Consider the following 26319-nt stretch of genomic DNA (forward strand, 5'->3'; position numbering starts at 1 on the left):
GAGTCGCGGCCGCGCTGCGGACGGAAGAGCTCATGTGTGCTGGCTCGCCCGGCTGCGCCGGAGGGCGAGGGGGATGCGCAGCGCGCGTGTCATCGCGGCGCGGTGAGCGGATCGAGCTGAGCCGCGCCGCTGTCATAAGGAGTTCACTCACGCCATCTCCGCGGTAACCAATCGTGGCCGCGGGTGGCGTGGCGTGCGCAACATGTAGGGGGGCGCGGGGCGCGGGTGGGGCTCGGGTGGCGCGCGCGCGTGGGGAAGCGGCGACCCGGCCGCGGCTGCTTGACTGCGTGGCCGAGGTTCGAAAGAATCCTCAGCAGCCATGTATTCAGCCCTCTTTCGGAACGTGCTCTTTCCGTTTTACGAGACGAAACTCCGAGGGAGAGCCACGCTGGCCTACCTGGGGGAGCTGGAGCGGTCCCAGTGGCGTCCGGAGCGCGAGCTCAGGGAGCTCAACTGGAGAAAGATGCTGGCGGCCCTCCGCTTCGCCGAGCAGAGCGTGCCCTTCTACCGGCGCCGCTTCGCCGAATACGGGGTGCGGGTCAAGGACGTTCACGCGCCCGAGGATCTCGCGCGCTTTCCGGTTTTGACCAAAGCCGATCTCCGCGCGCACGGCAGCGAGCTCATCGCGGATGGGTGGCGCGGCAAGCTCTTCAGGAGCGGTACGGGCGGATCGACCGGAGAGCCGGCGCGCTTCTTTTACGATCACGCGACGTACGAGTGTAGGAGCGCCGCTGCCCTGCGCTCCGACGCGTGGGCTGGCGGCCGTATCGGGGACAAGGAGCTGTACATCTGGGGGATTCCGACCCTGGAGCCCCGCTGGAAGAAGGCGAAGCGCACGCTGCACGAGGCGCTGATCCGGAAGAAGACGGTCAGCGCGTGGAACCTGGCGGAGGAGCGGCTCGCGGGGGTGGTGGACGAGATCCGGCGCTACCAGCCGAACCTCGTTGTGGGGTACACGAGCCCTCTCTACTACACGGCGCGCTATGCGCTCGAGACGGGGCACCGGCTGCCCACGCCGAGGGGGATCATCGCGACGGCGGAGCGGCTCTTCCCTCACCAGCGCGAGGTGATCGAGCGGGCGTTCCAGGCGCCGGTCTACGACCGCTATGGGTGCAGGGAGATGATGCTGATCGGCGCGGAGTGTGAGCGCCACGAGGGCAAGCACCTCAACATCGAGAACGTCTTCCTCGAGGTGGTGCACGGCGGCCGGCACGCGCGGCCCGGCGAGCCGGGCGAGGTGATCCTGAGCGATCTCGTGTGCCGGTCGATGCCGCTGCTGCGTTACAAGAACGAGGATGTGGTGGTCGCGGCCGACAAGGCCTGCTCGTGCGGCCGCGGTTTGCCGCTGCTCGCCTCGGTCGAGGGGCGGGTGCTCGACATGATCGTCGGGACGGACGGCCAGCTCCTCTCGTCCGTGTTCTTCCCCTACTTCTTCAAGGACAACCCGACGGTGGAGCGGTATCAGGTCCACCAGGACAAGACGCGGGCGATCACGATCAAGATCATCCCTGGCGAGGGGTACGGGCCGGAGACGTCGCAGGCCATCGAGCGTGATCTGCGCCGGTTCCTCGGGGAGCGGGCGGACATCCGGGTCCAGCTCGTCAGCGACATCCCGGTCACCTCGGGGGGGAAGTTCCGCTTCACCATGACCGAGGTGCCGATCGAGTTCGGCCGCGGGGCCGCGGCATGATCGGAGCGTCCGGGGTCCGGCCGGCGCCGTCCGCCGCGCCGGGCCGGCCCGTGAAGGTCGCCCACGTCGTGCTCTCGCTCAACGTGGGTGGGCTCGAGCGGGTGGTGCTCCGGCTGCTCGACAGGATGGCGCGCGACCGGTTCGCGCCGGTGGTGTGCGCGCTCCAGGAGCCCGGCGCGCTGGCCGAGGAGCTGGCGCGGCTCGGCGTGCCGCTCGTGGTGCTCTCGCGGAAGCCCGGCCTCGACCCGGGGCTGCCGTTGCGGCTCTCGGCGTGGCTGCGGCGCGAGGAGATCAGGCTCGTGCACACGCACAACCCGGGGCCGCACCTCTATGGCGCGCTCGCGGCGGGCCTCCTGCGGGCGGCGGCGTTCCCTGGCGGCGGCGGGCCGCGCGTCATCCACACGAAGCACGGGCGCAACTACCCGAAGCAGAAGCGGAAGGTGCTGGTCAACCGGCTGGCCGCGGCGCTCACGGACCGGGTGGTGGCGGTGAGCGACGACTCGCGGGCGGTCGCGCTCGAGGTGGAGCATGTCGACCCGGCCAAGGTCGTGACGATCTTGAACGGCGTGGACACGGACGTGTTCCGGCCGGGCGACGCGGGCGCGGCGCGGGCGCGGCTCGGGGTGCCGGCGACGGGCTACCACGTTGGGTGCGTCGCGCGGCTGTCGCCGGAGAAGGATCACGCGACGCTGCTCGACGCCTTCGCGCGGCTCCGCGCGACGCGGCCCGACGCGCATCTGACGCTGATCGGCGACGGCCCCCGGCGGCCTGCGCTCGAGGCGCAGGCGGCGCGGCTCGGGCTCGGCGGGGCGGTGACGTTCACGGGCACGCGCGGGGACGTGGCGGAGCTGTTGCCTGCATTCGACGTGTTCGCGCTCGCGTCATTGACGGAGGGGATCTCGCTGACGCTCATCGAGGCGGCGGCGGCGGGGTTGCCGATCGTCACGACGCGGGTGGGGGGCAATCCGGAGATCGTGGTGGATGGCGAGACAGGGCTGCTGGTGCCGGCTGGAGCGCCGGAGACCCTGGCGGCCGCGCTCGAGGCGGTGGCCGTGCGGGAGGATCGCGCGGAGATGGGGTTGCGCGGGCGAGAGCGGGTGATGGAGCGGTTCGGGATCGACCGCATGGCGCGCGCGTACGAGGACCTCTATGACGAGGTGCTCGGGGGGTAGCGTTCGCGGGGCACGATACGGAATGTCGGCTCCACAGGTGAACGCGCGGCCTTCGATTTCGTCCCTATGGCAAGCAGTCGCGGGTGGCGCTGGGCCACGGCTCGCCGTTGAGCCTGGTGATTGCCGTCGTCGCCGCAGGTGAGGGGACCACGAAGGCCGACGTTGCGGGCGCCGCGCTCACAAGGGCAGTCTTGCCGCTCGCGCTGTACGGCCCGCGGGACGTCTTGTCCGGAGACGCGGCGCGGTGTAGCGTGCGTCACACGCAGGAGGGGGCGTATGAGACGTCTGTGTGTCGCCGTGCTCGTTCCGCTCGTCGTCGGCTGCTCGATCGTGGACCCAGAAGATCGCGCGGAGCTGAGACGCCAGATCGCGATGCTGCCGCACGACAACCTGATGCAGATGAAGCGCTGGACCATGCACGAGCTGGCGAAGGAATGGTTGGGGGAAAGGGACGAGAACGACCAGGTCGGCAAGGTAGTGTGCCGCGACAACGAGGGTGGACGGTGGAGCGGATGGTACGATCGTCCGAATAAGTACATCACCGTGGACGATATGCTCCGCTGTCTCAGGGAGAAGCCCGATCTTCCGAACTATCTCTTTTGCGCCGAAGACTTTGCGTCGTGGGTCGTCCCTGACGCGAAGAGGGAGATCGAGAAGTTGCTGCCCGCGTACACCGACATCGAGTGCAAGTACGTGTGGGATTTTCGATACGAGCCCGAGAAGGTGGATCCGAAGATGGTCGATATAGATGCGATCGATTCGGATGATATCATCCAAGCCATGATCACCCTTCCGGGGCCGCCTCCGGGGTGGGCTATTCCTCGGTTCGCGCCGCTCCTCTGCCCGCTCGGCGCAGGGGAGGGCTGGGGATGCCCTCCCAGACCGTCCGACTCGTTCCCTACGGGCGGAGAGCCCACAGACCCTCCTGGCGGGGATCAACCGTGAAACGTTATCTCGTCGCGCGTGAGGCGGGCAATGGGTCGGTCATGTTCATGACCAAGGATCCGCGAAAATGGAAGTCCTACCTCCAGAACCTGGGCGAGGTGTGCGGCACGGCATGGCAAGACGATCTGGCAGAGGAGGAGGAACGGGCGTGGGCCGAGGCGCACCGGAAAGAGTTCAACCACTGGGTCGACGGCAGAGCCGCCCCGCCGTGGCCGATGCTGATCGCCGCCGTGAAGCGGGCGTTCGTTGCCGGTTATGGGGCTCTCGAGCGAAAGCCGATCACGCAGGCCGAGGCGCTCGCGCGCCTGGACGGGAGCTATCTCTGGAAGCTGCTGACGGCCGACGATGTGGCCCAGGGGCACGGCCCCGAGGCGCTCCGCGCCTTCCAGCGGGGCTTCCGGCTGGGACGAAGCCAGAGACCCTTCTCCGCGAAGAGGAACATCCCCCGGATGGTGGATCCTCCCTATCACTGGTATCGCCAGCAGGCGGAGGCGAACTTGATGGGACCGAGCGCAGCTCGCGAGCGAGCCCTCGTGGCCGCATGGCGCGCGAGCGGCGCGAGTCGCGAGGACGTGGAGGCGAGCCAGCAGGCCCTGCGCGAGCTCCACGCGAGCGCGTGGCGCGAGGACGTGCCGGAGGAGGATCGCGCGTGGGCCGAGGCGTACCGCGAGACGTGCGCGCACTGGGTCACCGTCCACCGGCGCGACGCGGTGGCGCAGAGCGCCTACGAGGCCTATCTCCGGAGCAGCGACGGAATCCTCGACGGGGAGCCTGCGCCACCCTCGCTGAGGCCATTCCACGACGACGCGAAACCATGGCTGGCCTTCGCAGATCGCGTCGAGGACGCGCCCGAGGACGAGAGCGAGCTCGCGACGGCCGAGGCGGCCGCGCGCGAGTACTGGGACGCGCGCTGGCGCGAGGCGCCGCCGTGGGACGGCGACCCGGACCAGGTCCACTGGCTCGCGTCGGTCCGCGCCGCGCGAAAGACGTGGGAGGAGATGGCCGACCACATCCCGAGGCCCTGGTAGCTTTACCCGAGACGCCCGATTCCGTGGTCGTCGCGCCCCTGCCACCCGGACGCGCCGCTGTCACCGCGCCGCTGCTGTTCTATTTGCGCTCGTAGAAGGTGAGGCTCACCCCGCCGCCCGCCGCGCCGCCCGGGTCGGAGCTCACATACTGCTTCGTGTTGAGGATCGCATAGGGGCCGTCCGCGCGCGTCTCGAAGACAGGAATGAGCGCGCCGAACGGTCCGCAATTCCTCACCACGATGACCTCGCCGTCCTTCGAGGACAGCGCGTACCTGGCGTCCAGCACCGTGGTCGCCCCGATGAGCTGGTAATCCGCGCCTCCGGGGAGCACCGAGCCCGACAGGCCGCTCAGCAGCATTCCGCCGGTGACCGTGCCCCCGGTGATGGGAATGATGTTGCGCGAGCCGCGCTTGCTCGCGCCGATAGACACGGATGCGCCGAGCGTGACGGACTCGGTGAACACGCTCGAGCCCTTCGCTCCGGTCGCCGTCGAGCACTCCCACGTTTGGTTCGGGACGCCCGCGGGATCCTTGAGCTGGATCTTCGGCTCTCCGGCGTCCACCTTGCTGATGTCGTAGACGTCGAGCTGGATCGTGCCCGCTTCGGCGTCGACGACACGGGTGCCCGCGAACTTCCCGGTGTTGAGCCACGCGAGCGAGCTCGAGTTGGGGACCTCGAAGTCCGGGACGATCCGGACGACGTCATCGCCAGCGGCGGCCACGCCGCAGGTCCGCATCAAGATGCTGGTGCCATCGCTCGCTTTCAGGATGTTGATCTCCTCGAGCTCGACGGATCCGTTCGACAGCGTGAGCTCGAGGTCCATGCCGCCGGTGAGGACCGTGGCCTGGATCTTGTCGCCCGTGAGCGTGCCCCCCTTCACGTCGAGGAGGCGGCGGTGTCCGAACTGGGTGGTCCCGACATCGTGGGTCGCGCCGAGCTGGAGCGTCGCCCGAAGGACGAGCTCGCCGCGCGTGGGCAGCGGAATGCCGTTCGGCATCCCGCAGGTCCACGACGGATCGGGGACGATCGTCGCCTCCTCGCTGCCGTTGTTGCCGCCGCCAGCGCCGGGCGTCCCGCCAGCGCCGCCGCTGCCGCCGCTGCCCGTCTCCTCGGCGCCACCGGTTCCCGTGGTTCCGCTGCCCGCGGTGGTTCCGCTACCCGCGCCGCCCACGCCGGCGTCGCCGCCCGTGCCTGTCGCTCCGGCGGAACCGCTCGACGCCGCGCCGCCCGAGCTGCTGCTCGTCGTCCCTCCGCTGGTATCGTCGCTCGACGAACCACACCCTCCAGAGCAGATGCCCAGGATTCCAGTTATCAAGAGCTTCGCTGGCAGATTTTTGATCACCATGGCCGGACCCATCCATTCAATCCACGCTGGGATTCGATGCACGCTGAAACGTGGCGCTGGTTCGAGCGACGCTCGCCTCAGAACTGCGAGAAGAAGCTCCAGATCGACTCGCCGGAGTTGTTCTGCGGGGCGTGGCCCCCGTCGAACTCGCACCAGACGACCGGATAGCCCGCGTCGCAGCCCTCGTAGCTGACGCAGGGGCTCGGCTCGACCGGTGTGGTCTGCTGACCGCAGTGGTTTCGCTCGAGGAAGATATCGCGAGCGCTCTGACCGTTCGCGAGCGGAACCACGTTGTCGGTCTTGCCGTGGGCGCCCCACATGGCCACGGGATGGTCGCCGTCCTCGCAGCCGCTGTAGATCGCGCCGGACATGGAGGCGATGGCGCGGAACTCGTCGCCCATCGCGCAGCCGATCGCGTAGGACATCATGCCGCCGTAGCTGAACCCCGTCGAAAAGATCCTGCTCTCGTCGATGCAGAGCTCGGCGCGGAAGCGGTCGAGCATGGCGCGGAGGAACGCGATGTCGCGGCCCCCCGTGTTCGCCCAGCCCTGGTCGATGCCCTCGGGCGAGACGAAGATCGCCGAGCCGTCGGCGCGGCTCTGGAGCCCGTAGTAGCCGCCGCCGAACCCGGTCGCGACCTGCTCGGCCGAGCCGCCGCGGGGATGCCAGGCGAAGATCAGCCGGTAAGGGTGCTTCGGATCGTAGCCGTCCGGTACGGCGAGGATGTACTCGCGCGTCGTGCCCCCGACATCGACGCTGAAACGGCCGCTCTTCGGCGCGGTCGCGCTGCCGCAGCCCGCGCTCTGCGCCGCTCCTCCAGCGCCGCTCGAGCCGGAGCCGACAACGCCCCCGCCGCCCGCGCCAGTTTCCCCCGGGTCCGGGCGCCCGCCGCTGCCGCCGGCGCCGCTGACCGCCCCCGACGAGCCACCATTGGCCGACGAGCCACCGGTTGCCGACGTGCTCCCCGTGGCGCCGGAGGCGCTGGATCCGGGCCCAGCGGGCCCTCCGGCGCTGCCACCCGATGATGCCTCGGTCGTTGCTTCTCCCTGGCTGGCGCAGCCCAGCGCCGCGAACGCCGCGAGCGCAACGAGCCCTGGAACGATCGCGCCGAAATTGCGAAGCGTTTTCATTCGTCCCCGCCTCTCTATTCCAAGATCGCCGTCCGTCCTCGCATCACCCGATGCAGGTCATCTGCGACAACGTCGTACGCCATGCCTCACGCCCGAGGCATAGGCATACTCGCCTATGCCTCGGGCGTGAGGCATGGGCATACCCGCCTATGCCTCGATGCGAGACGTCACGCTCAGAGTGCCCGACTGGACGGCGCGGGCGAGGGTCGAACTCGAAGCGTCCAGACCGCCGCGGCCGGCGCCCGGCCGCGGCGGCGCAGGCCGACGTGGAGGCACGGGGGTGCGCGGCTAGAGTGCGCCCATGCGATGCAGGGTGAAGGACCTCGAGATCGAGGTCGAGGTGATCGGCTCCGGGACCCCCGTCCTGATGCTCCACGGCTGGGGGCCCGACCACAGGCTGATGAAGGGGTGCATGGAGCCGGTGTTCCGGTCGGCGCCGGGGAGCTGGAGGCGCGTCTATTTCGACCTGCCGGGCATGGGAAGGACCCCGGGGCGACCGTGGATCGACGGGTCGGACCGCATGCTGGAGGTGGTGCTCGGGATCGTCGATCAGGTGCTCCCCGGCGAGCGATTCCTGGTCGCCGGCGAGTCGTACGGCGGCTACCTGGCCCGGGGCGTGGTCCACGAGCGGCCGCGGAGCGTCGCGGGCCTGCTGCTCGTGTGCCCGGTGGCCGTGCAGGAGACGCGGGAGGCCAACGCGCCCCCGCTGGCGGTGCTGGAGCGCGACGAGGCGTTCCTCGGGACCCTGTCCGGCGAGGACCGGCGCGCGTTCGAGGCGATCCACGTGCGCCAGGTGCCCGCCGTCTGGGAGCGGTTCCAGGACGAGATCCTCCCTGGCCTGCGCGCGGCGGACACGGTCTTCCTGGAGCAGCACCTCAGCCGGAAGGTCCCCTTCAGCTTCGCGGTCGACCACCTGGAGGCGCCGTTCCCCGGGCCGGCCCTGATGCTGGTAGGGCGCCAGGACTGCGTGGTGGGCTACCGCGATCTCTGGGGCATCCTCGAGGCGTACCCGCGGGCGTCGTTCGTGCTGCTCGACAGGGCTGGACACAACCTGCAGACCGAGCAGCCGGCGCTGTTCGAGGCGGCCGTGAGGGAGTGGCTGGAGCGGGTGAGCGGGACCATGGCGCACCCCTGACGGGGACGGCTCAGGGGCGCAAGAGATGAGGTCGTTTCTTGTCTTCCCCTTGCGCCCCTCACGCCCTTGCGTTTTTTCTTTTACGAGCCCACCCGGCAAAAAGGCGTCCGTGAGGGGGCTCCGCGCAGCTCGGGCTCGGATGCGGCGCACGTCGACATCACGCTCGCTCGTGCGCTCGCGGCTGCCCGTGCCGCACGGCGGGTTCGTGCTGGCTCTCGCGCAGGCGAGCGGCATGCATTACACCTGCGAGCTGGTCAGGTGGGACATGTTTTTCTGGAACATCAAGGCGCTCCGGGTCGCGCTGGTTGACGGTACGTCGTCCGAGCGGGCCCGGTTCGGCTATCTCCTGGGCTTCGTGCTTCTCACGGGGGCGGTGTCCTTGCTCCTGGAGGACTCGACACCTCAAAACGAGTGGGACGCGATCGCGACCGGCGTGAACATCGCGGTGATGGTGCTGGGTACGATCTGGGCTTATCACCTCAATGGTGGTGACCGGGGCCATCACTTCATCGAGAGATACGTGTCGCTCAGTTGGGTGTACACTTTGCGCTTCGCGGTGATGTTCATGCTCCCGGTGGTCCTGGCTTATGTCGTTGCTGGCCTCCTCGACCTGGTGACGGACGCGACCGGCCCGTTCGATGTGGTCATGGGCCTGGTGATGGAGGTGGTGTTTTACGTCGGACTCGGCAGGCACATGCGGCTCACGGCAGCCGCGGGAGCCGAGGCGGCAGCCCACGGAGGCGCTGCGGCCCACGCAGCAGGCGTCTGAGCGTTGGCGTTGGGCTCCTGCCGCCGGCACGGGCCTCGCGGGGGACACGTCCAGGGGAGCCTCGAGGCCACGCCGCGCGACGGGCCGAGCCCGGCCTGACGGATGACAAGGGGTTAGCCGCTCGGATCGAGCTGCACGCCGACGGTCCACGCGGCGCCTCCCACCTCGTCCTTCACAGTGATGCGCCCCGTCACGGCGTCGAGCTCGAACGCCGGGTCGCCGCCGTTCGGGGTCGTGTTCCCGTCGTGGACGCGGACGACCTGGTCCCCCTCCACCGTGCACTCCGAGACGCCGGTCGTGCCCGCGCCGTAGAGCATGCGGCCGGCGCACGCGAGGCGCGTGAGGCACTTGCCGCCTCGCGGGAGCGGCGACACGAGCAGCGCGCACCTCTGGCCCACCTTCACAGGGCTCGGTCCCGTGGACTCGGTGACGCGCGCGGACCGGCGCAGCGCTCTCCGGGTCGCGTCGAGGAGCGCCTCCCCCGCGACGGACAGGCTCTGGTAAGCCAGCGTGAACTCGACGCGGTACGCGGGCGCCGAGTCGCGCCAGACGGCGCCGGCCCTGCGGATGCTGTCGAGCGAGACCTCGGCCCGCTCCCCGGCGCGTGAGCCCTTGTCCTCGTACGAGAGGGCATAAGCATAGGTGCCAGGCTCAGGACCGGAGTCCTCCTCCACGCCGCTGCTGAACATCGACATGCCGTTCAGCGGATCGCTCGACCGGTAGATCGGCTTGCCGCCGCAGAGGACCCGGAGCGCGGGCACGCGGATGTCGTCGCCCGAGCTCGCGAGCTCCGCCTCGACCGTGCACGCCGCGCCGGCCGCGAGGGGGAGCCCCGTGGCGCGCGTGACGCTCGCCCTCCAGGTCGCGGTCGCGGTCCGCGACGGCGCCACGCGCGCCGGCGCGGCCGGGTCCGGCGGCGCTTGCGCTGGCTCGGGGACCGGCGCCGGCGGCTGCGGGAGAGGAGGCAGCTCGGGGAGGGGAGGGACAGGCGGGGGTAGGGCCGGCTGCTGGACGATCGCCATCGTCTCGCGCGCGGGCCGCGCCACCAGGTAGCTCGCGATCATCGCGCAGAACCCCACGCCCGCCACCGTCACCAGGAGCGGCACCGCCGACGACCGCTTCGGCCGGCCGCGCACCGCGTCGAGCTCCCGGCCGAGCTGGTCGAGCACGCGGCGGGCCTCCGCCATCTGGCGCTCGATCTGCTCGACCCGCGCGGCCCGATCGTCGTCGCGGTGCTCCGCGAGCTCCTTCCTGGCCGCCGCGAGCTGCTCCTCGAGGCTGTCCACACGCCCCCGCAGCGCGTCTCGTTCGTCGCGGTATTGCATTGCTCGACGATACCACCGACCAGCTCACCAGCGACGCCGGGCGCCGGCGGCGCGCCGGTCGTCGGAGCGCGTCGGAGCGCGTCGACACACGCGCCGCGCGTGGGGCGGCCATGTTCGCAGTCTGACGCTACGCTCCGGATTCCACGGCAGGACACGAGACTCCTCGCCCGGGCCGGCTGCGCAGCGTATACGATGTAGCCGGTCCTCAGCGGTCGTGGGGAGGGCGGTCAGGTTGTGGAGCAGGAGGCCGTCGCGAATGGGTCAGGGTCGCCAGGGCAGTGCGGTACCGTTGCCGGAGCAGTGGGGCGAGCTGCCTGGCGCAGCGGAGCGGAAAGCCAGGGGAAAGGCCGGCGTCTCCGGCCCTGGTGCGCGCCGCTCCGAGGGCGCGCACCCGGCGGCCCGCCCTCCCACCCTCGGCGTCGTCGCCCCGTTTCTCTCCGGCGCGTTCTGGGGCCCTATCCTGCTCGGCATCCATGAGTCGGCCCAGCGGCGCGGGATCCGCACGCTGGTGCTGCGCGGCACGCCGTCCGAGCTCCTCGTCCCCTCGCTCGCCAGAGAGCAGGTGGACGGGTGGCTCGTCATCATCGAGTTCGGCGGCCTCGAGGCGCTCGCCGATGCGGGGGTCCCGTTCATCACGCTCGGCGCCCGCCCCGCCGACGTCCGCTGTCCTGCGGTGCTCCCGGACAACCACGGCGGCATCCGGAACGCGGTGCTCCACCTGATCGAGCACGGGCACCGGCGCATCGCTTTTGTCGGCAACTTCGCCGCGTACGACGTGCGCGAGCGCCGCGACGCCTACATCAGCACGCTCGCCGAGGCCGGGATCCCCTTCGACCCCGATCTGGTCATCCCGTGCGACAACAACATGTACAGCGGAGGCCGGGCCGCCGCGCCGGCGCTCCTCGCGCGGCTGCCCGGGTGCACGGCGGCGGTCTTCGGGACCGACAAGAACGCGCTCGGGACGATGTCCCAGCTGAAGGCGGCGGGCGTCCGTATCCCCGAGGATTTCGCGATCATCGGCTTCGACGATGTCGTGGAGGCGCAGAGCGCCGACCCGCCGCTGACCACGGTGCGCCAGCGGTTCGAGATGATGGGGAGCGCGGCGTGCGAGCTGCTCGCGTCGATGATCGCCGGCGAGCCCTTCCCGCCCGAGGGGGTGCGCACGGCCAACGCGCTCGTCCTGCGGAGCTCGTGTGGTTGCAACGTGGTCCAGAACTTCCTCGACACGGAGGAGGCGGCCTCCGAGGAGGACGCCGGCGACACGCTGGCCCGACAGATGGTCGAGCAGCTGCTCCTGCCGCGCCCGCTCCCGCCGGATACCCCGCCGGCCGCGGTCTGGCCGGCGGTCACGCGGGTGGTCGACATGTATTTCGCGGCGCTCCGGGGCACCGCGCCCGCCCCGGCCGCCGAGCTCGAGCGCGCCTATCGCCAGGCCGTCGCCATCACGCCCGATCTGGGGGCCCTGCTGTCGACGGCCCGCCTGATGGATCAGCTCCCGGAGCGGCGCCGCATGTCCCTGGACGCCGCGGCCAGCCGGCGGGTCCAGGACTTCGTGGAGCTGGCGCGCCTCGCGAGCGCGCGGGCGCGGCTCGACGCCGAGACCCACTCCGTCCACCAGCTCGGGGTGCTCGCGAGGACCAACTACGATGTGAGCTTCGCCCTGCTCGGCGGCACCCAGCAGGAGTACCGGTCGCTCTCGTGGCTCGGGACGACCACGATGGTCTGGGGTTGCCTCGCGTTGTGGGATGACCCGGCGGAGCGCGCGGAGCTCGTCGTCGCGGGCGCCTACAGCCGCGACGGCAGCCCGGTCCCCCCGAACGGGAGCCGTTATCGGCTGGAGGCGTTCCCGCCGGCGGAGATGCTGCCGCCCTCGGCCGCGGACGGCACGTACATGGTGCTGCTCCTGCCGATACGCTCCGTGGAGCGCGACTGGGGGATCCTCGTGCTCATCGGCCCGGCCGTCGTCGCGATGACCGGGGACGAGGGCACGGTCGCGATCTGGGGGACGCTGCTCGGGGCGGCCCTCGAGCGCGACGCGCTGCTGGCGTCGCTGTCGGCGCGGCACGCCGACCTGCAGCAGGCGTTCGCGAGCGAGCGCGCGCTGTCGCAGACGGTGCGGGAGCTGGGCTGCCCGATCATCCCGCTCCTCGCCGGCGTGCTGCTCGTGCCGCTGATCGGGATGCTCGACAACGGCCGCGCCCAGCAGGTGCTCGAGAAGGTGGCCGAGGGGGTGAGCCGGCACGAGGCGCTGTCCGTGCTGCTCGACCTCACGGGCGTTCCGTTCGTGGACCTCCAGGTCGCCCATTTCCTGGGCCTGACCAGCCGCGCGGCCGCCCTGCTCGGCGCGCGCGTCTACCTGGTCGGCGTGCGCCCCGAGATCGCGGAGAGCCTCATCGACGTCGATCTCGGCGAGCTGGCCACGTTCTCCTCGCTCGCGATGGCGCTCCTCGAGCTCGGGCAGGCGGGGGCGCGCGCGGCGCGGGCGGCGGGGCCGGGCGCGCGGTAGGGCATCATCGCTTTCCTCACCTCTCGCCTGAAATCGATTAAGGATCGCGCTGCCGACGGAAGTCGAGAGGCTCGGCCGGACGTGGGCGAGCAGGCAGGGAGGGAGCGCCAGGATGGGTCAGGGGAGCCGGGACAGCGGCATCGTGGTGCCGGAGCAGTGGGGCGAGCTTTCCGGCGCACCGGGGCAGGGGGCGGGCTCGGGGCGCGGCACCGGCTCTTCTTTCCCTCCGGCGCGCCTCTCGTCTCTCCCTCCGGCGCGCCGCTCGTCTCTCCCTCCGGCGCGCCGCACCGACGCCCCGCCGCTCCATGTCCCGGCAGCCGGCGCCGGGGCCCGCTCTCGCACCCTCGGGGTGATCTCCCCCTTTCTCGACGGCTCGTTCTGGAACCCTGTCCTGCTCGGCATCCATGACTCGGCCCAGCAGCGCGGGTTTCGCACGCTGGTGCTGCGCGGTACGCCGTTCGAGGTCCACGCGCCGTCGCTCGCCGGCGAGCATGTGGATGGGTGGATCGTCCTGATCGAGCTGCATGGCATCGAGGCGCTCGCGCGCGGCCGGGTCCCGTTCATCACCGTCGGCACCCGCGCCGCCGATGTCGCCTGTCCAGCCGTGATCCCGGACAACCACGGCGGGATGCGGAGCGCGGTGCGCCACCTGATCGAGCACGGGCACCGGCGCATCGCGTTCGTCGGCTACTTCGACGCGTACGACGTGCGCGAGCGCTTCGCGTCCTACAAGGACACGCTCGCCGAGGCGGGCATCGACTTCGACCCCGATCTGGTCATCCGGAGCGACAACAACTGGTACAGCGGCGGCCAGAGCGCCGCGCCGGCGCTCCTCGCGCGGCTGCCCGGGTGCACGGCGGCGGTCTTCGGGACCGACAAGAACGCGCTCGGGGTGATGCCCCTGCTGAAGGCGGCGGGCGTCCGCATCCCCGAGGATCTCGCCATCATCGGCTTCGACGACATCGCGGACGCGGAGGGCGCCGATCCGCCGCTGACCACGGTGCGCCAGCGGTTCGAGATGATGGGGAGCGCCGCGTGCGATCTCCTTGCGTCGATGATCGCCGGCGAGGCCTTCCCGGCCGAGGGCGTGCGCACGGCCAACTCCCTCGCCGTGCGGAGCTCGTGCGGGTGCAACACGATCCAGGAGTTCCTCGCCAAGGAGGAGACGGTGCCCGAGGAGGACGCCGGCGGCGCCCTGGCCCGGCAGATGGTCGAGCTCCTGCTCCTGCCCCAGCCGCTCCCGCCCGACCTCTCGCCGACCGAGGTATGGCCGGCGGTCACGTCGTTGATCGACGGCTATTTCGCGGCGCTTCGGGGCGCCGCGCTGCCTTCGGCGGCCGAGCTCGGGGGCGCCTGCCGGCAGGCGGTCGGCATCACGATGGATGTGGGGACGTTGCTGGCGGCGATCCGCCTGCTGGGCCAGTTTCACGAGCGGCGCGGCGCGTCCCTGGACGACACGGCCAGGCGGCGGGTGGAAGCGTTCCTGGAGCTCGTGCGCCTCGCGATCGCGCGGGCCCGGCTCGAGGCCGAGAGTCAGTATGTCCGCCAGCTCGGGGTGCTCGCGCGGACGAATTACGATGTGAGTTTGGCGCTGCTCGGCGGCACCCAGCAGGCGACGCGGTCGCTCTCGTGGCTCGAGACGACAACGGTGATCTGGGGCTGCCTCGCGCTGTGGGATGACCCGACGGCGCGCTCCCGCCTCGTCGTCGCCGGCGCCTACAGCCGCGACGGCAGCCCGACCCCGCCGATCGGCCGCCGCTGTCGGCCGGAGGCGTTTCTGCCGGAGGCGATGCTGCCGCCGTCGGCCGAGGACGGCACGCACATGGTGCTGCTCTTGCCGATACGCTCTGCCCGGCGCGACTGGGGGATCCTGGTGCTCGTCGGCCCGACCCTCGTTGCCATGGCCGGAGACGAGGGGACGGTCGCGATCTGGGGGACGCTGCTCGGCGCGGCCCTGGAGCGCGACGCGCTTGTGGAGTCGCTGTCGTCGCAGCACGCCGACCTGCAGAAGGCGTACGAGATCGAGCGCGCGCTCTCGGAGACGGTGCGCGAGCTGGGCTGTCCGCTCATCCCGCTCCTGCCCGGCGTGCTGCTCGTGCCGCTGATCGGGATGATCGACGGCGGCCGTGCCAGGCAGGTGCTCGAGAAGGTGTCCGAGGGGGTGAGCCGGCACAGGGCGTCTTCCGTGCTGCTCGATCTCACGGGCGTGCCGTTCGTGGACGCCCGTGTCGCCGACACGGTGGGCATGACCAGCCGCGCGTCCGCGCTGCTCGGGGCGCGGGTCTATCTGGTCGGCGTGCGCCCCGAGATCGCGATGAGCCTCGTCGGCGTCGACCTCGGCGTCCTGAGCACGTTCTCCTCGCTGTCGGCGGCGCTCCGCGAGCTCGCGCCGGCGGGCCGGCGCGCGCGCAAGGCGCGGTGAGGCGCCTTGACCTGCCGAGACGCGGCTGGCGTAGAATCGGTCCATGCTCGCCGTGCATTGCCCGCGCTGCGGGCGACCCGCGCCTGTGTCCCTCGCCAGCCCGGATCTCATGGCCTGCGCGGCGTGCCACTACCGCGGCCCGCTGCCCGGGGAGGCGGCGCAGGGCCTGCGCGCCGCGGCGCACGTCGTCTTCCAGACCGACGTGCGCCGCCGCCAGCTCTCGGAGGCGCTGCGGCGGAGGCTGGTCACGGCGTCCCAGCGGCACGCGCGGCTGCTCGTCGTGTTCGCGCTCGCGTCGGTGCCGATCACCCTGCTCGGCGCGCTCATCGTGCTGGGGGTCTGGGTCAGCCCCGACACCGAGGGGAACGTCATCACCGGCGGCATGACGGTGGCGGCGTGGCTCGGCACCGTCGGGACCGGCGCGGCCGTGCTCGCGGTCATGCGCAGCAGGCAGCGGCGGCTCGAGGAGGCGTGCGCCGCGCGCCCCCCGGCGGCCCCGGGCGAGCCGGCGGCGTGCCACGTGTGCGGCGCGCCGCTCGGCGCGGGTGACGGCGCGATCGCGCGGTGCGGCTTCTGCGCCGCCGACAACCTGGTCGCCGCGACCGTCCTCGAGCGGGTGCGCGCGCGCCAGGTCGTGATCCTGCGGTCGTTCGAGCAGGCCGTGAGCGCCGAGCTCGCCTCGTTCGGCCGGGCGACGTCCGGCGCCGCCGCGGTCGTCGTGGCGACCGCGCTTGCGGTCCCGGTCGCCTCGTTCGTCCTCGCCGTCGCCGTCACCCTGGTGGGCGAATCGAGGCGGTCGCCGGTGGACTCCGCCGTGACGTACGCGGTCGTCGGCACGCCGCTCGGGCAGTGCATCGGAAAGATCATGCCGGGGAAGGGCGGCGGCACGGCGGTGCGGTTCGGCGGGTTCCGGCGCGCGGAGCTGCCCGAGGAGCAGGCGATCGCGCCGGGAGCGCCGATCGAGGCCGTGTCGCCCGGGTCCCTCGTCGGCCGCTCCGTGACGGCGAAGCAGGGGGAAGGCGTCGTTCAGGGGGTGTTCTCGTCGCCGCTCACGGGCAACTCCGTCGAGGTCCGGCGCGAGGAGGGGACGTCGTTCACGAGCAGCATCGCCGGCCTGTGCCTGAGCGGCCCGCCGCCGCGGTGAGCTGCGCGTGTCTCGCGCCCGCGTCCAGCAATGGACGTTGAGACGTCGAGCGCTCAATCGCTGTTGATCGCGGGATTCCGCGCGCGCCGCGATTGCTGCGCTGTCAGCAATCGCGGCGCGCGCGCGGAATCCGACCGTCGCTCCTCTGCGCGGCGGCTCGGTGCGGGCGCGCACGGGGGCGCCGCGCGCCGGAAAAGTTAGTTGTTCCGTGCCGGCGCCCTCCACGTATAGTGGGGGTAGTTGGTTGGGCGTAGTCGGTATTCACACCCAGTGGAGACAAGATGAGCCAAGGTGGCTGGGGCGGGGGATCAGGGGGCGGTCAGGGCGGTGGTGGTTACGGGCAACCGCCGGGGGGTGGCTACGGCCCGCCGCCGGGCGGTGGCTACGGACAGCCACCCGGGGGCGCTGGCCCCGGTCAACCGCCGGGCGGTGGTTACGGCCAGCCTCCGGGACAGCCGCCGGGCGGTGGTTACGGCCAGCCTCCGGGCGGCGGTTACGGCCAGCCGCCAGGGCAGCCTCCGGGCGGCAGCTACGGCCAGCCGCCGGGGCAGCCTCCGGGCGGCGGTTACGGCCAGCCGCCGGGGCAGCCTCCGGGCGGCGGTTACGGCCAGCCGCCGGGGCAGCCTCCGGGCGGCGGTTACGGCCAGCCGCCGGGGCAGCCTCCGGGCGGCGGTTACGGCCAGCCGCCGGGGCAGCCTCCGGGCGGCAGCTACGGTCAGCCGCCGGGGCAGCCTCCGGGCGGCAGCTACGGTCAGCCGCCGGGGCAGCCTCCGGGCGGCAGCTACGGTCAGCCGCCGGGGCAGCCTCCGGGCGGCAGCTACGGCCAGCCGCCGGGGCAGCCTCCGGGCGGTGGCGGCTGGGGCCAGCCTCCGGGCGGCGGCGGCGGCTACGGCCCGCCCCCGGGGGGAGGCGGCGGCTGGGGCCAGCCTCCGGGCGGTGGTGGCGGCGGCTACGGCCCGCCTCCGGGTGGCGGCGCCGGCTGGGGTGGGGCCAACCCCTACCAGCCCCCGGGCGGCGGCGCGGGCTATGGCTCACCCCCGGGCACGGGCGTCGCGGCGCCGTGGGGAGCGGGAGATGCGGCGTCCTTCGGCTGGGAGCGCCTGAAGCGCGACCCGGCTGTCCTCATCGGCGCCATGGTCGTCGTCGGGCTTGCGTCGAGCGTCCCCAACGGCATCGGCGGAGGCATCCAGGCGGCGCTCGCGAGGGACGCGCCCACCGCGGGGGCGGCCATCCAGTTCCTGATGCAGGCCGTTGCGCTCGTGGTCGGCGCCTACTTCGCCGGAGGCATGAACAACCTGCTGCTGAAGGTCGCGCGCGGCGAGCCGTACTCGTTCAGCGACGTCCTTGGCGGCGGGCGGTGGTTCCTGTCCATCCTGGGCGCCCAGATCCTGACCGGTCTCGCTGTCGGCGCCGGCATGCTCCTCTTGATCGTCCCCGGCGTCATCGTCGCGCTCGGTCTGAGCATGACGACGCTGTGCATCGTCGATAAGAACCTGGGCGCCATCGACGCCATGAAGGAGAGCTGGCGAATCACGACCGGCCACAAGGGGGGCCTCCTCGTCTATGCCCTGCTCGCCTGCGCGCTCGTGCTGGCGGGCGTGCTCGCCTGCTGCCTCGGCACGCTCGTGGCCGCACCGGTCGCCGGCATCGGGCTTGCGTTCATCTACCTGCGTCTGACGGGCCAGCCCACCGCGAGCTGAGCCTCCCGAGGGCGCGCTCCCGCGCCGCCCTCCTCCCTGCAAGCCGAGCCCCTCCCGCGCGCCATCGTCGCGCCGCCTCGCATCTCCCGCCTGACAGATCCCCTCATTTAGCGGGAAATTGAACAGGGAGGCGGGGAGATTGGTGGGATCTCACTCCCCGTCTCCCCGCCTCCCTGTGAATTTCTCCGAAAAATTCTAGGAGAAGCTTCAGACCTCCCTCTCCGCTTCCGTTTCCGCCCCGCGCCGAGCGCGCTCCTCCCTTCTCCCCCCCGTCCCCGCCCGCGCTCATCGCCTGTCCGAGGGGCGCTCCTCGCCGCAAACCCCCTTTGCGACACATCGAGTCTGCCTGCCATCCGGCGGCGCCGTACCCTCTCCAGGAGGCGCGGAAGGCGCGATACCGATCGTCAAACAAAGCTCCTTCGATCGATTGCGGCTCTCCAGCTCGCATGTTAATCGGTGTCTCCTCAGGGACTCCCGCGCAGCGAGGCGCGGAGCCGGGGGGGACATCGCGCGGCGGGCGGGCGTTCGGCCTGCCTGCCGCGCTGCGCCGTCGTGCGCCGTCCGTTCGCGAGGCGCTCTCTCTCATCGCCCGCTCGCCCGCCGCTCGTCCAGACCGGAACGGAGCATTCTATGCCTGACCATGTCCTGATCACGGGGGGAGCCGGGTTCATCGGCTCTCACCTGGCCGACGAGCTGCTCCGAAAGGGGGAGCCGGTCCTCGTCCTCGACAACCTCTCGCGCGGGTTCGTCGAGCGCAACGTCGAGCGCCTCAAGGGGCGTCACGGCGCTGGCGTGGAGGTCCGGGTGTGCGACGTCCGGGACGAGCAGGCCGTGAGCGACGCCGTGCGGCGCGCCTCGTTCGTCTTCCACCTCGCCGCGCAGGTCGCCATCGCGAGGAGCGTCGCCGACCCGGCGCACGACTTCGAGGTGAACGCGCGCGGCACCCTGAACGTGCTCGAGGCGCTCCGGAGGCTCGACCGCCCTCCGCCGCTGCTCTTCGCCTCCACCAGCAAGGTCTATGGCGCGCTGCCCGATCTGCCGATCGAGCGCGGCGAGGAGCGGTATCGACCCCTGTGCGAGAGCGCGCGCGAGCACGGCATCTCCGAGAGTCAGCCGCTCGATCTCCGCAGCCCCTACGGGTGCTCGCGGGGCGCCGCCGACCAGTACGTGCTCGATTACGCCCGCACCTTCGGCCTCCACGCCGTGGTGCTCCGGGTGAGCTGCGTCTACGGCCCCCCGCAGTTCGGCAACGAGGACCAGGGGTGGATCGCCCACTTCGTCGCGCGCGCCATCCGCCGCGATCCGATCACCCTCTACGGCGACGGGCTGCAGGTCCGAGACGCGCTGTTCATCGAGGACCTCGTCGACGCCCTCCTGCGCGCGCGGCGCGCGCTCAAGCCCGCCTCGGGCCGCGCCTTCAACATCGGGGGCGGCCCGGGCACGGCGGTGAGCCTCGTCGAGCTGCTCGATCTGCTCGAGGAGCTCGACGGGCGCCGCCCGGTCGTCTCGCTCGCCGCGTGGAGGCGGGGCGATCCGCGGTACTACGTCTCCGACTGCCGCGCCTTCCAGGCGCTCACCGGCTGGGCGCCGCGGGTCGCCCTGCGCGACGGGCTGCGCGCGCTCTATCAATGGCGCCTCGGCGTCGAGGCGCGCCTCGGGGCCGTCTACGCCGACATCCCCTCGTCTGTCCGGATGGACCGGCTGGAGGCCGCCTCGTGAAGGTCGCGCTGGTCAACCCGCCCTGGACCTTCCACGGCAGCGTCTACCTCGGCTGCCGCGAGCCGCACCTGCCGATCGAGCTCGGGTACGCCAGGGCGCTGCTCGAGCGCGCGGGCCACGAGGCCGCCCTCATCGACGCCCAGGCCCGCGGGATCGACCTCATCGCGCTGCGCGCCGAGGTCGCGGCGCTCCGCCCGGCCATGACGGTGATCGCCACGGCGCCGAGCTACCTCTCCTGGCGCAGCCCCCCGCCCGAGCTGCGCGTGCCCATGGCGGCGGTCGCCGCGCTGCGGGGCCACGGCGGCCTCCTCGTCGCCGTCGGGCCTCATGGCTCCGCGACCCCGCGCGCGGCGCTCCGCAAGCTCGGCGTGGACGTCGTCGTCCTCGGCGAGTGCGAGGAGATCCTCGTCATGCTCGCCGGCGCGACCGAGTCGCGCTTCTGGCAGATCCCCTCGATCGCCTACCGCAGGAACGGCATCGACCACGTGCAAGGAGGCCCTTACGCCGCCTGCCTGAGGACGCTGCCGGCCCTGCGGTGGGACGGCGCGACGCTCGCGCGGCACGTCCACCACCACCACCGCTTCGACGCCGTGCCCGCGGGGCCGAGCGCCGAGATGGAGACCTCGCGCGGCAGCCCCTGCCGCTGCGCCTCCTGCGCCAGGGACGGGGCGCGCGACAGGCTCCGGAGGCGCCCGCTCGCGACGGTGCTCGAGGAGCTCGACGCGCTCCTCGCCGAGGGCGTGCGCCACGTCTATTTCATCGACGAGCGCTTCCTGCCCGACCGGGCCCTGCTCGAGGAGCTCTGGGCGCGGGACATCGTGTTCGGCGTCCAGCTCAGGATCGACAGCTGGTCGCGCGAGATGCTCGATCTCCTCGGCCGCGCCGGCTGCGTCTCGATCGAGGCCAGCGTCGAGCGCCCGTCGATCGAGGGGATGGACGCGCTCGCCAGGCGGTGCAGCGCGTCGACCGAGGAGCTCACCGCGCTGCTCGTCCACGCCCGGCGCAGCGTGCCCTTCGTGCAGGCCAACCTGAGCGACGCGGGCCCCGGCGATCCGGCCGAGGCCGCGTCGTGGCGGCAGCGCCTCCTCGGGCTCGGCGTGTGGGCCAACGAGCCTGTCCCGGCGTTCCCGTACCCCGGCTCCGCCGCGTACACCCGGCGCTGGGGGGCGCCCGACGACGGCGCCTGGGAGCGGGCGCACGCCCATTATATCGCCGAGCACCGGACGTTCGGCGATCTGCCGGACAGCCGGCCGCTGCCGCTCTCGGAGCTCGAGCATGGCGCGCGCTGACGCCGGATCCACGGGATCCCCGGGCGCCGCGGCGCCGCGGCCCGGCCGGGTGCTGATGACGGCCGACACGCAGGGCGGCGTGTGGACGGTCGCGCTCGAGCTCGCGGGCGCGCTCTCCCGCGCCGGCGTGGCCACGGTGCTCGCGATCATGGGCGGGCCCCTGTCGCCCGCGGCGCGCGCGGCGGCCGCCGCGGTACCGGGCCTCGAGCTCGTCGAGAGCGCCTACCGGCTCGAATGGATGGATGACCCGTGGGACGACGTCGCGGCCGCCGGCGACTGGCTGCTCGACCTCGAGGAGCGGGTGCGGCCCGACCTCGTCCACCTGAACGGCTACTGCCACGCGGCCCTGCCGTTCCGGGCGCCACGCGTCGTCGTGGCGCACGCCTGCGTGCTGTCGTGGTGGCGCGCGGTGCACCGCCGGCCGGCGCCGGTCCGCTACGAGCGCTACCGCGCGCGGGTCGCCGAGGGGCTCCGGGCCGCCGACGCGGTGGTCGCGCCGAGCGCGGCGATGCTGAGCGCCCTCGCGGGCGAGTATGGCGCGCTCGGCCTGGGCCGCGGCCATGTCATCCCGCACGCGCGCGACCGCAGGCGGTTCGCGCCGGGGCTGAAGGAGCCGTTCGTCTTCGCGGCCGGCCGGCTCTGGGACGAGGCCAAGAACCTCGCGGCCCTCGAGAAGGTCGCGCCCCACCTCGCGTGGCCCGTGCTCGTGGCCGGGAGCGACGTCGCGGCGGGCGGCGTCGGCCGCCGCGCCGGGGAGAGCCTCTGCTCCCTCGGGTGGGTCGATGAGCCGGAGCTCACGTGGTGGATGTCGCGCGCCGCGATTTACGCCTCCCCGGCGCGGTACGCGCCGTTCGGCATGGCCACCCTGGAGGCCGCCCTCTCCGGCTGCGCGCTCGTGCTCGGCGATCTGCCGAGCCTGCGCGAGGTCTGGCGCGACGCCGCCCTCTACGTCCCCGCGGACGATCCGCGCGCGCTCCACGCCGCGCTCGACCACCTCATCCGGGACGTCGCGCGCCGCGAGGCGCTCGGCGCGCTCGCCCGCCGGCGCGCGGTGCGCTTCAGCCCGCGCGCCATGGCCCGCCGCTACCTCGACGTCTACGCCCTCGCCCTCGCCGCCCGCCCGCCGGCCCCCCGGCGGGTCTGCCCTCCTTCGTCGCCTTCACCCTGCGGGACACCATGCGAATAGCCCTCTTCTGCCACTCCTTGCTCTCCGACTGGGACCACGCGGACGCGCACTTCCTCCGCGGGATCGCGGCCGAGCTCGACGCGCGCGGCCACGACGTGCTCGCCTTCGAGCCCGAGGACGCCTGGAGCGCCCTGGGCCTCGTCGCGGCGTACGGCCCGGACGCGCTGCGCGAGGCCGCCGCCGTCTATCCGCGCCTCCGCCCGCGCCGTTACGCGCTCTCCACGCTGGACCTCGACGCCGCGCTCGCGGGGGTCGACGTCGTGCTCGTCCACGAGCGGAGCGACCCGGAGCTCGTGCGGCGGCTCGGCGAGCACCGCGCGCGCACGGATCGTTATCGCCTCTTCTTTCACGACACGCACCACGGGCTCATCACCGATCCGGCCGCGATCGTGCGGCGCGATCTCTCGGGGTACGACTGCGTGCTCGGCTTTGGAAAGAGCGTTTGTGATCTCTACCTGAGCCGCGGCGTCGCGCGGCGCGCGGTGGTGTGGCACGAGGCCGCGGACGCGCGCCTGTTCCGGCCGCTGCCCGAGGTCGAGAAGGAGCGTGATCTCGTGTGGATCGGCAACTGGGGTGACGGCGAGCGGACGGCGGAGCTCCACGAGTTCCTCGTCGAGCCCGTGAGGGCGCTCGGGCTCCGCGCGCGGGTCCACGGCGTGCGTTACCCCGATCGCGCGCTCTCGGCGCTCGCGGACGCCGGCATCGAGTACGCCGGCTGGCTCCCCAACCACCGTGTCCCGGACGCCTATGCGCGCGCCAGGATCACGGTGCATGTCCCGCGGCGGCCGTACGCCGCGTGGCTCCCCGGCATCCCCACGATCCGGCCGTTCGAGGCGCTCGCGTGCGGGATCCCGCTCGTGAGCGCGCCGTGGACCGACGCCGAGCGCCTCTTCTCGCCTGGCCGGGACTACCTCGTCGCGCGCACGGGCGCCGAGATGACGGAGCACCTCCGCGCGCTGCTCGCGGACCCGGAGTTCGCGCGCGGCGTCGCCGAGCACGGGCGCCGGACGGTGCTCGCGCGGCACACGTGCGCGCACCGCGTGGACACGCTCCTCGACCTGATCGACGAGCTGCTCTTGCGGCCCTGTTACCGGCTCGGCGAGGCGGGGGACGACGACGTGGAGCGGAGCGGCCCTGCGTCCGGCGTTCGCCGCCGCGACCCGGGCCGCTACCGGAGCCCGCTCGCGTGAGGTGCGGCGCGGCGCGGGGGGGGTCTCGGCGGTTCACGAGCGGCGGTGTTGCGACGACGGAGGTGTTCCTATGGGTGACGCGAACGGGAGGACGGTGGGGAGCGGCATGCGCGTCCTGGTGGCGGGGGGCGCTGGCTTCATCGGCTCGCACCTGTGCGAGCGGCTCCTCGCGGACGGCCACGAGGTCATTGCGCTCGACGATTTCTCGACGGGCTCGCCGGCCAACGTGGCTCATTTGATGCGCAACAGCCGCTTCTGGCTTGTCGAGCACGACGTGGCCCTGCCGTTCGACTACGAGGTCGACAGGGTCTACCACCTGGCGTCGCCGGCGAGCCCTGCGCGCTGGCGGGGCGATCCGGTGCGCTCCACGCTCACGAACGTGATGGGCACGCTGCACGCGCTCCTGTGCGCCGAGCGGCACGGCGCGCGGCTCTTGCTGGCGTCGTCGAGCGACGTGTACGGCGATCCCGAGGTCGACCCGCAGCCGGAGAGCTACCTCGGGCGGGTGGACCCGGTCGGGGTGCGCGCCTGTTACGACGAGGGCAAGCGCTGCGCGGAGTCGCTGGTGATGGCCTTTCACCGCCAGGGGCGGGCGTCGGGGCGGATCGCGCGGATCTTCGACACCTACGGGCCGCGGATGGCGATCGACGACGGGCGCGCGGTGAGCAATTTCATCGCCCAGGCGCTCCGGGGAGAGGAGCTGACGGTGTACGGGAGCGGGTCGCAGGCGCGGAGCTTCTGTCACGTCGACGACCTGGTGGAGGGGTGTTTGCGGCTGATGGAGCACCCGTCGGAGGTGGGGCCCGTCAACCTGGGGAATCCGGTGGAGGTGACGGTGCTCGAGCTGGCGCAGGAGATCGTGCGGCTCACGGGGAGCGCGAGCCGGATCGCGTACCGCCCGCTGCCGGAGGGCGATCCGATGCGGCGGCGTCCGGCGATCGATCTGGCGCGGCGGGCGCTGGGGTTCGAGCCGCGGGTGCCGCTCCGGCAGGGGCTCTATGCGACGATCCAGAGCTTCCGGCGCGCGCTGGCGGGGCTCGACGAATGCGCGAGGCGAGGGGAGCCGGCAATGGCGAGCTGACGGATTGCCAGCCTGCGATTGTGGTGTCGGGGGCGGAGCGGGCGCCTCGGAGCGCACGATCACCACGCGTGTTCCTCGGCCACGTCACTTGCGATGCGGCGCGTTGCGCTGATAGCCTCGCTCACCGTGAGCGGTTGGGCAGAAGCTCGGGAGGGGTGGGGCCGCGACGTCCGCGTGGTGCGCCGGCGCGCTCGCGTGGCGATTGCCGGGCTGATCGCAATGGGGGCGGTGGCGTCTTTCACGGCGCTGACCGGCGCCTGGCACATCGTGTTGCTCGGCTCGACGGACGTCTCGGCATCGACGTGGCGGCTTGCCAACACGCTCCGTGAGGTCGGGGGATTGCTCGAGCTGGGGCTCGGGATCGTTGCTGGCGTGGTGTTCCTGCGCTGGCTCGCCAGGGCGGTCGCGCTGGCGGGCGAGCTGGATCCCGTGCGGGGGTTTTCCTGGACGCCGTCCGAGGCGGTCCTGGGATTCTTCATTCCCGTCGTGAACCTGGTGCAGCCGTACAGGGTGGCGCGCGATCTCCACGACGGCCTTGCCCCGGAGGCCGTGCCCGAGCCTGCGCCGCGCCCTCTCCTGGACGGCGGGGGGGGTTACCGGCGCGTCGAGATGGCGCACGCCCCGCGGGCGGGCGCGGTGCACCATGCCGCGCTCGGCGCGTGGTGGGGGTGTTATGTCGCGAGCCGCGGCCTCGGGTGGGTGGCCTCCACCATGCCGGATCTGACCGTGGCGGAGTTCATCCGGTCCCGGTATGCGTTCATTGCGTCCGACGCGGCGTCGATCGCTGCTGCGTGGCTCGGGGTGCGGATGATCCGGGCGATCGACAGCCGGGTCGCGGAGCGCCATCGACGGCTCGCGTACGCCTCCGAAGAGGAGCTCGACCAGCTCCTCGTGGAGCGTGATCTCCAGCTGCGGCGGGACATGGCGAAGATCGCCGACTTCGACGATCCCGAGTAGGGCCCGCGCCTCCCGGCGGAGATCTTCTCTCTCCGCGTGGCGGCTTCAGAGCGAGAACTCTGCGCTTGTCCCCGCGGGCGTGAAGACGATCTCCTCCACCAGCGCGTGGAACGAAGCCGGCGTGGCCGCCTCGAGGGCGTTGAACACGGCGAGCGCCGCCGCCGCGCCGACCGCTGCGGGGCTGGTGTCGGTGCTCAGCCCTTCGATCCTGGTCACGGTGACCGGACGTGGGGCGCTGCCGAGAAGGCGGAAGGCGAAGCGCACGCCCGCTGCCGCGCCTCGTTTCCAGTCGTCGTATCCCGCCGCTGGAGCTCCCTCGACGTGCCCCTGAGCGGTGAACCCCGACCCGCCGCAGCTGAACGACACGCCGGCGATCTCGGTCGGGACGCCGTGGACCGTCAAGCTGACCTGCGCGAAGGCCGGCCATCCCTTGTACCGCGCAAACCGGGCGACGCCGACCTTGTCCATCGGTCTTCACCAGCGTACCGGGGTTCAGCCGCAAGCGCCAGGAGGCCACCGGGAGCGACGCTGCGGCGCGTGCTGGCGCGTTGGGATATACAGTGAACAAAGCATGCGCGCGGGGGAG

The 26319-nt window shown here is 72.2% G+C and carries 20 protein-coding genes; 16 read left to right on the top strand and 4 right to left on the bottom strand.

All coding sequences use genetic code 11. The features are described 5' to 3' along the window. The first annotated feature begins 319 nt into the window (after positions 1-319). The 4 genes from WME95_RS48785 to WME95_RS48800 all read left to right on the top strand — a co-directional run bounded on the left by WME95_RS48785 (position 320) and on the right by WME95_RS48800 (position 4835). Positions 320-1690: a phenylacetate--CoA ligase family protein gene (locus WME95_RS48785; RefSeq protein WP_437547751.1), complete on the top strand. Its 1371-nt coding sequence runs from the start codon at positions 320-322 to the stop codon at positions 1688-1690. Beyond that, positions 1687-2862, top strand: coding sequence for a glycosyltransferase family 4 protein (locus WME95_RS48790; protein ID WP_437906008.1), 1176 nt, complete (start codon positions 1687-1689; stop codon positions 2860-2862). The genes WME95_RS48785 and WME95_RS48790 overlap by 4 nt, the downstream gene beginning before the upstream one ends. Positions 2863-3138: 276 nt before the next feature. Further along, positions 3139-3807 carry a hypothetical protein gene (locus WME95_RS48795; RefSeq protein ID WP_437906009.1) on the top strand — a complete coding sequence of 223 codons (669 nt, stop codon included), beginning with the start codon at positions 3139-3141 and terminating at the stop codon, positions 3805-3807. Next, positions 3804-4835, top strand: a complete 1032-nt coding sequence (locus WME95_RS48800) for a hypothetical protein (RefSeq protein ID WP_437906010.1) — start codon at positions 3804-3806, stop codon at positions 4833-4835. Before WME95_RS48795 ends, WME95_RS48800 begins: the two co-directional genes overlap by 4 nt. 79 nt (positions 4836-4914) lie before the next feature. Here WME95_RS48800 and WME95_RS48805 read toward each other — a convergent pair whose 3' ends face one another. Both WME95_RS48805 and WME95_RS48810 read right to left on the bottom strand, forming a co-directional pair. Beyond that, entirely contained in the window at positions 4915-6180 is a 1266-nt protein-coding gene (locus tag WME95_RS48805; RefSeq protein ID WP_437906011.1) for a DUF3237 domain-containing protein, read from the bottom strand. A gap of 77 nt (positions 6181-6257) precedes the next feature. After that, positions 6258-7310 (bottom strand): alpha/beta hydrolase family esterase, encoded by a 1053-nt coding sequence (locus WME95_RS48810; protein WP_437906012.1) that lies wholly within the window; start codon positions 7308-7310, stop codon positions 6258-6260. 301 nt (positions 7311-7611) lie between these two features. Here WME95_RS48810 and WME95_RS48815 point away from each other — a divergent pair, with 301 nt between their 5' ends. Both WME95_RS48815 and WME95_RS48820 read left to right on the top strand, forming a co-directional pair. Continuing rightward, positions 7612-8445: an alpha/beta fold hydrolase gene (locus WME95_RS48815; RefSeq protein ID WP_437906013.1), complete on the top strand. Its 834-nt coding sequence runs from the start codon at positions 7612-7614 to the stop codon at positions 8443-8445. A gap of 169 nt (positions 8446-8614) precedes the next feature. Then, a complete protein-coding gene (locus WME95_RS48820) occupies positions 8615-9214 on the top strand; it encodes a hypothetical protein (protein WP_437906014.1) in 600 nt (199 codons plus the stop codon). A gap of 113 nt (positions 9215-9327) precedes the next feature. Here the strand turns inward: WME95_RS48820 and WME95_RS48825 are convergent, their stop codons facing one another. After that, positions 9328-10539: a hypothetical protein gene (locus tag WME95_RS48825; RefSeq protein WP_437906015.1), complete on the bottom strand. Its 1212-nt coding sequence runs from the start codon at positions 10537-10539 to the stop codon at positions 9328-9330. Between the two features lie 256 nt (positions 10540-10795). Between WME95_RS48825 and WME95_RS48830 the strand changes: the two genes are divergently transcribed. The 10 genes from WME95_RS48830 to WME95_RS48875 all read left to right on the top strand — a co-directional run bounded on the left by WME95_RS48830 (position 10796) and on the right by WME95_RS48875 (position 25733). After that, the gene (locus WME95_RS48830) at positions 10796-13045 is read left to right on the top strand and encodes a substrate-binding domain-containing protein (RefSeq protein ID WP_437906016.1); all 2250 of its coding nucleotides are present in this window, start codon (positions 10796-10798) and stop codon (positions 13043-13045) included. A 112-nt stretch (positions 13046-13157) separates the two neighbouring features. Next, positions 13158-15467 (top strand): substrate-binding domain-containing protein, encoded by a 2310-nt coding sequence (locus WME95_RS48835; RefSeq protein ID WP_437906017.1) that lies wholly within the window; start codon positions 13158-13160, stop codon positions 15465-15467. Between the two features lie 43 nt (positions 15468-15510). Beyond that, a complete protein-coding gene (locus WME95_RS48840) occupies positions 15511-16611 on the top strand; it encodes a hypothetical protein (RefSeq protein ID WP_437906018.1) in 1101 nt (366 codons plus the stop codon). A 281-nt stretch (positions 16612-16892) separates the two neighbouring features. Continuing rightward, positions 16893-18311, top strand: coding sequence for a hypothetical protein (locus WME95_RS48845; RefSeq protein ID WP_437906019.1), 1419 nt, complete (start codon positions 16893-16895; stop codon positions 18309-18311). 630 nt (positions 18312-18941) lie between these two features. After that, positions 18942-20030, top strand: a complete 1089-nt coding sequence (locus WME95_RS48850) for an SDR family NAD(P)-dependent oxidoreductase (RefSeq protein WP_437547764.1) — start codon at positions 18942-18944, stop codon at positions 20028-20030. After that, positions 20027-21319 carry a TIGR04295 family B12-binding domain-containing radical SAM protein gene (locus tag WME95_RS48855; RefSeq protein WP_437906020.1) on the top strand — a complete coding sequence of 431 codons (1293 nt, stop codon included), beginning with the start codon at positions 20027-20029 and terminating at the stop codon, positions 21317-21319. The genes WME95_RS48850 and WME95_RS48855 overlap by 4 nt, the downstream gene beginning before the upstream one ends. Further along, entirely contained in the window at positions 21306-22505 is a 1200-nt protein-coding gene (locus tag WME95_RS48860; protein WP_437906021.1) for a glycosyltransferase family 4 protein, read from the top strand. The genes WME95_RS48855 and WME95_RS48860 overlap by 14 nt, the downstream gene beginning before the upstream one ends. Continuing rightward, entirely contained in the window at positions 22496-23695 is a 1200-nt protein-coding gene (locus WME95_RS48865; protein WP_437906022.1) for a CgeB family protein, read from the top strand. Before WME95_RS48860 ends, WME95_RS48865 begins: the two co-directional genes overlap by 10 nt. Before the next feature lie 70 nt (positions 23696-23765). Continuing rightward, positions 23766-24776: a UDP-glucuronic acid decarboxylase family protein gene (locus tag WME95_RS48870; RefSeq protein ID WP_437906023.1), complete on the top strand. Its 1011-nt coding sequence runs from the start codon at positions 23766-23768 to the stop codon at positions 24774-24776. A 219-nt stretch (positions 24777-24995) separates the two neighbouring features. Continuing rightward, positions 24996-25733, top strand: a complete 738-nt coding sequence (locus WME95_RS48875) for a DUF4328 domain-containing protein (protein WP_437911111.1) — start codon at positions 24996-24998, stop codon at positions 25731-25733. 45 nt (positions 25734-25778) lie between these two features. Here WME95_RS48875 and WME95_RS48880 read toward each other — a convergent pair whose 3' ends face one another. After that, the gene (locus tag WME95_RS48880) at positions 25779-26201 is read right to left on the bottom strand and encodes a hypothetical protein (protein ID WP_437906024.1); all 423 of its coding nucleotides are present in this window, start codon (positions 26199-26201) and stop codon (positions 25779-25781) included. Positions 26202-26319: the final 118 nt, after the last annotated feature.

Origin of the sequence: Sorangium sp. So ce327, assembly GCF_051530205.1 — a bacterium.
In the GTDB taxonomy this organism is placed as follows: domain Bacteria; phylum Myxococcota_A; class Polyangia; order Polyangiales; family Polyangiaceae; genus Sorangium; species Sorangium cellulosum_B.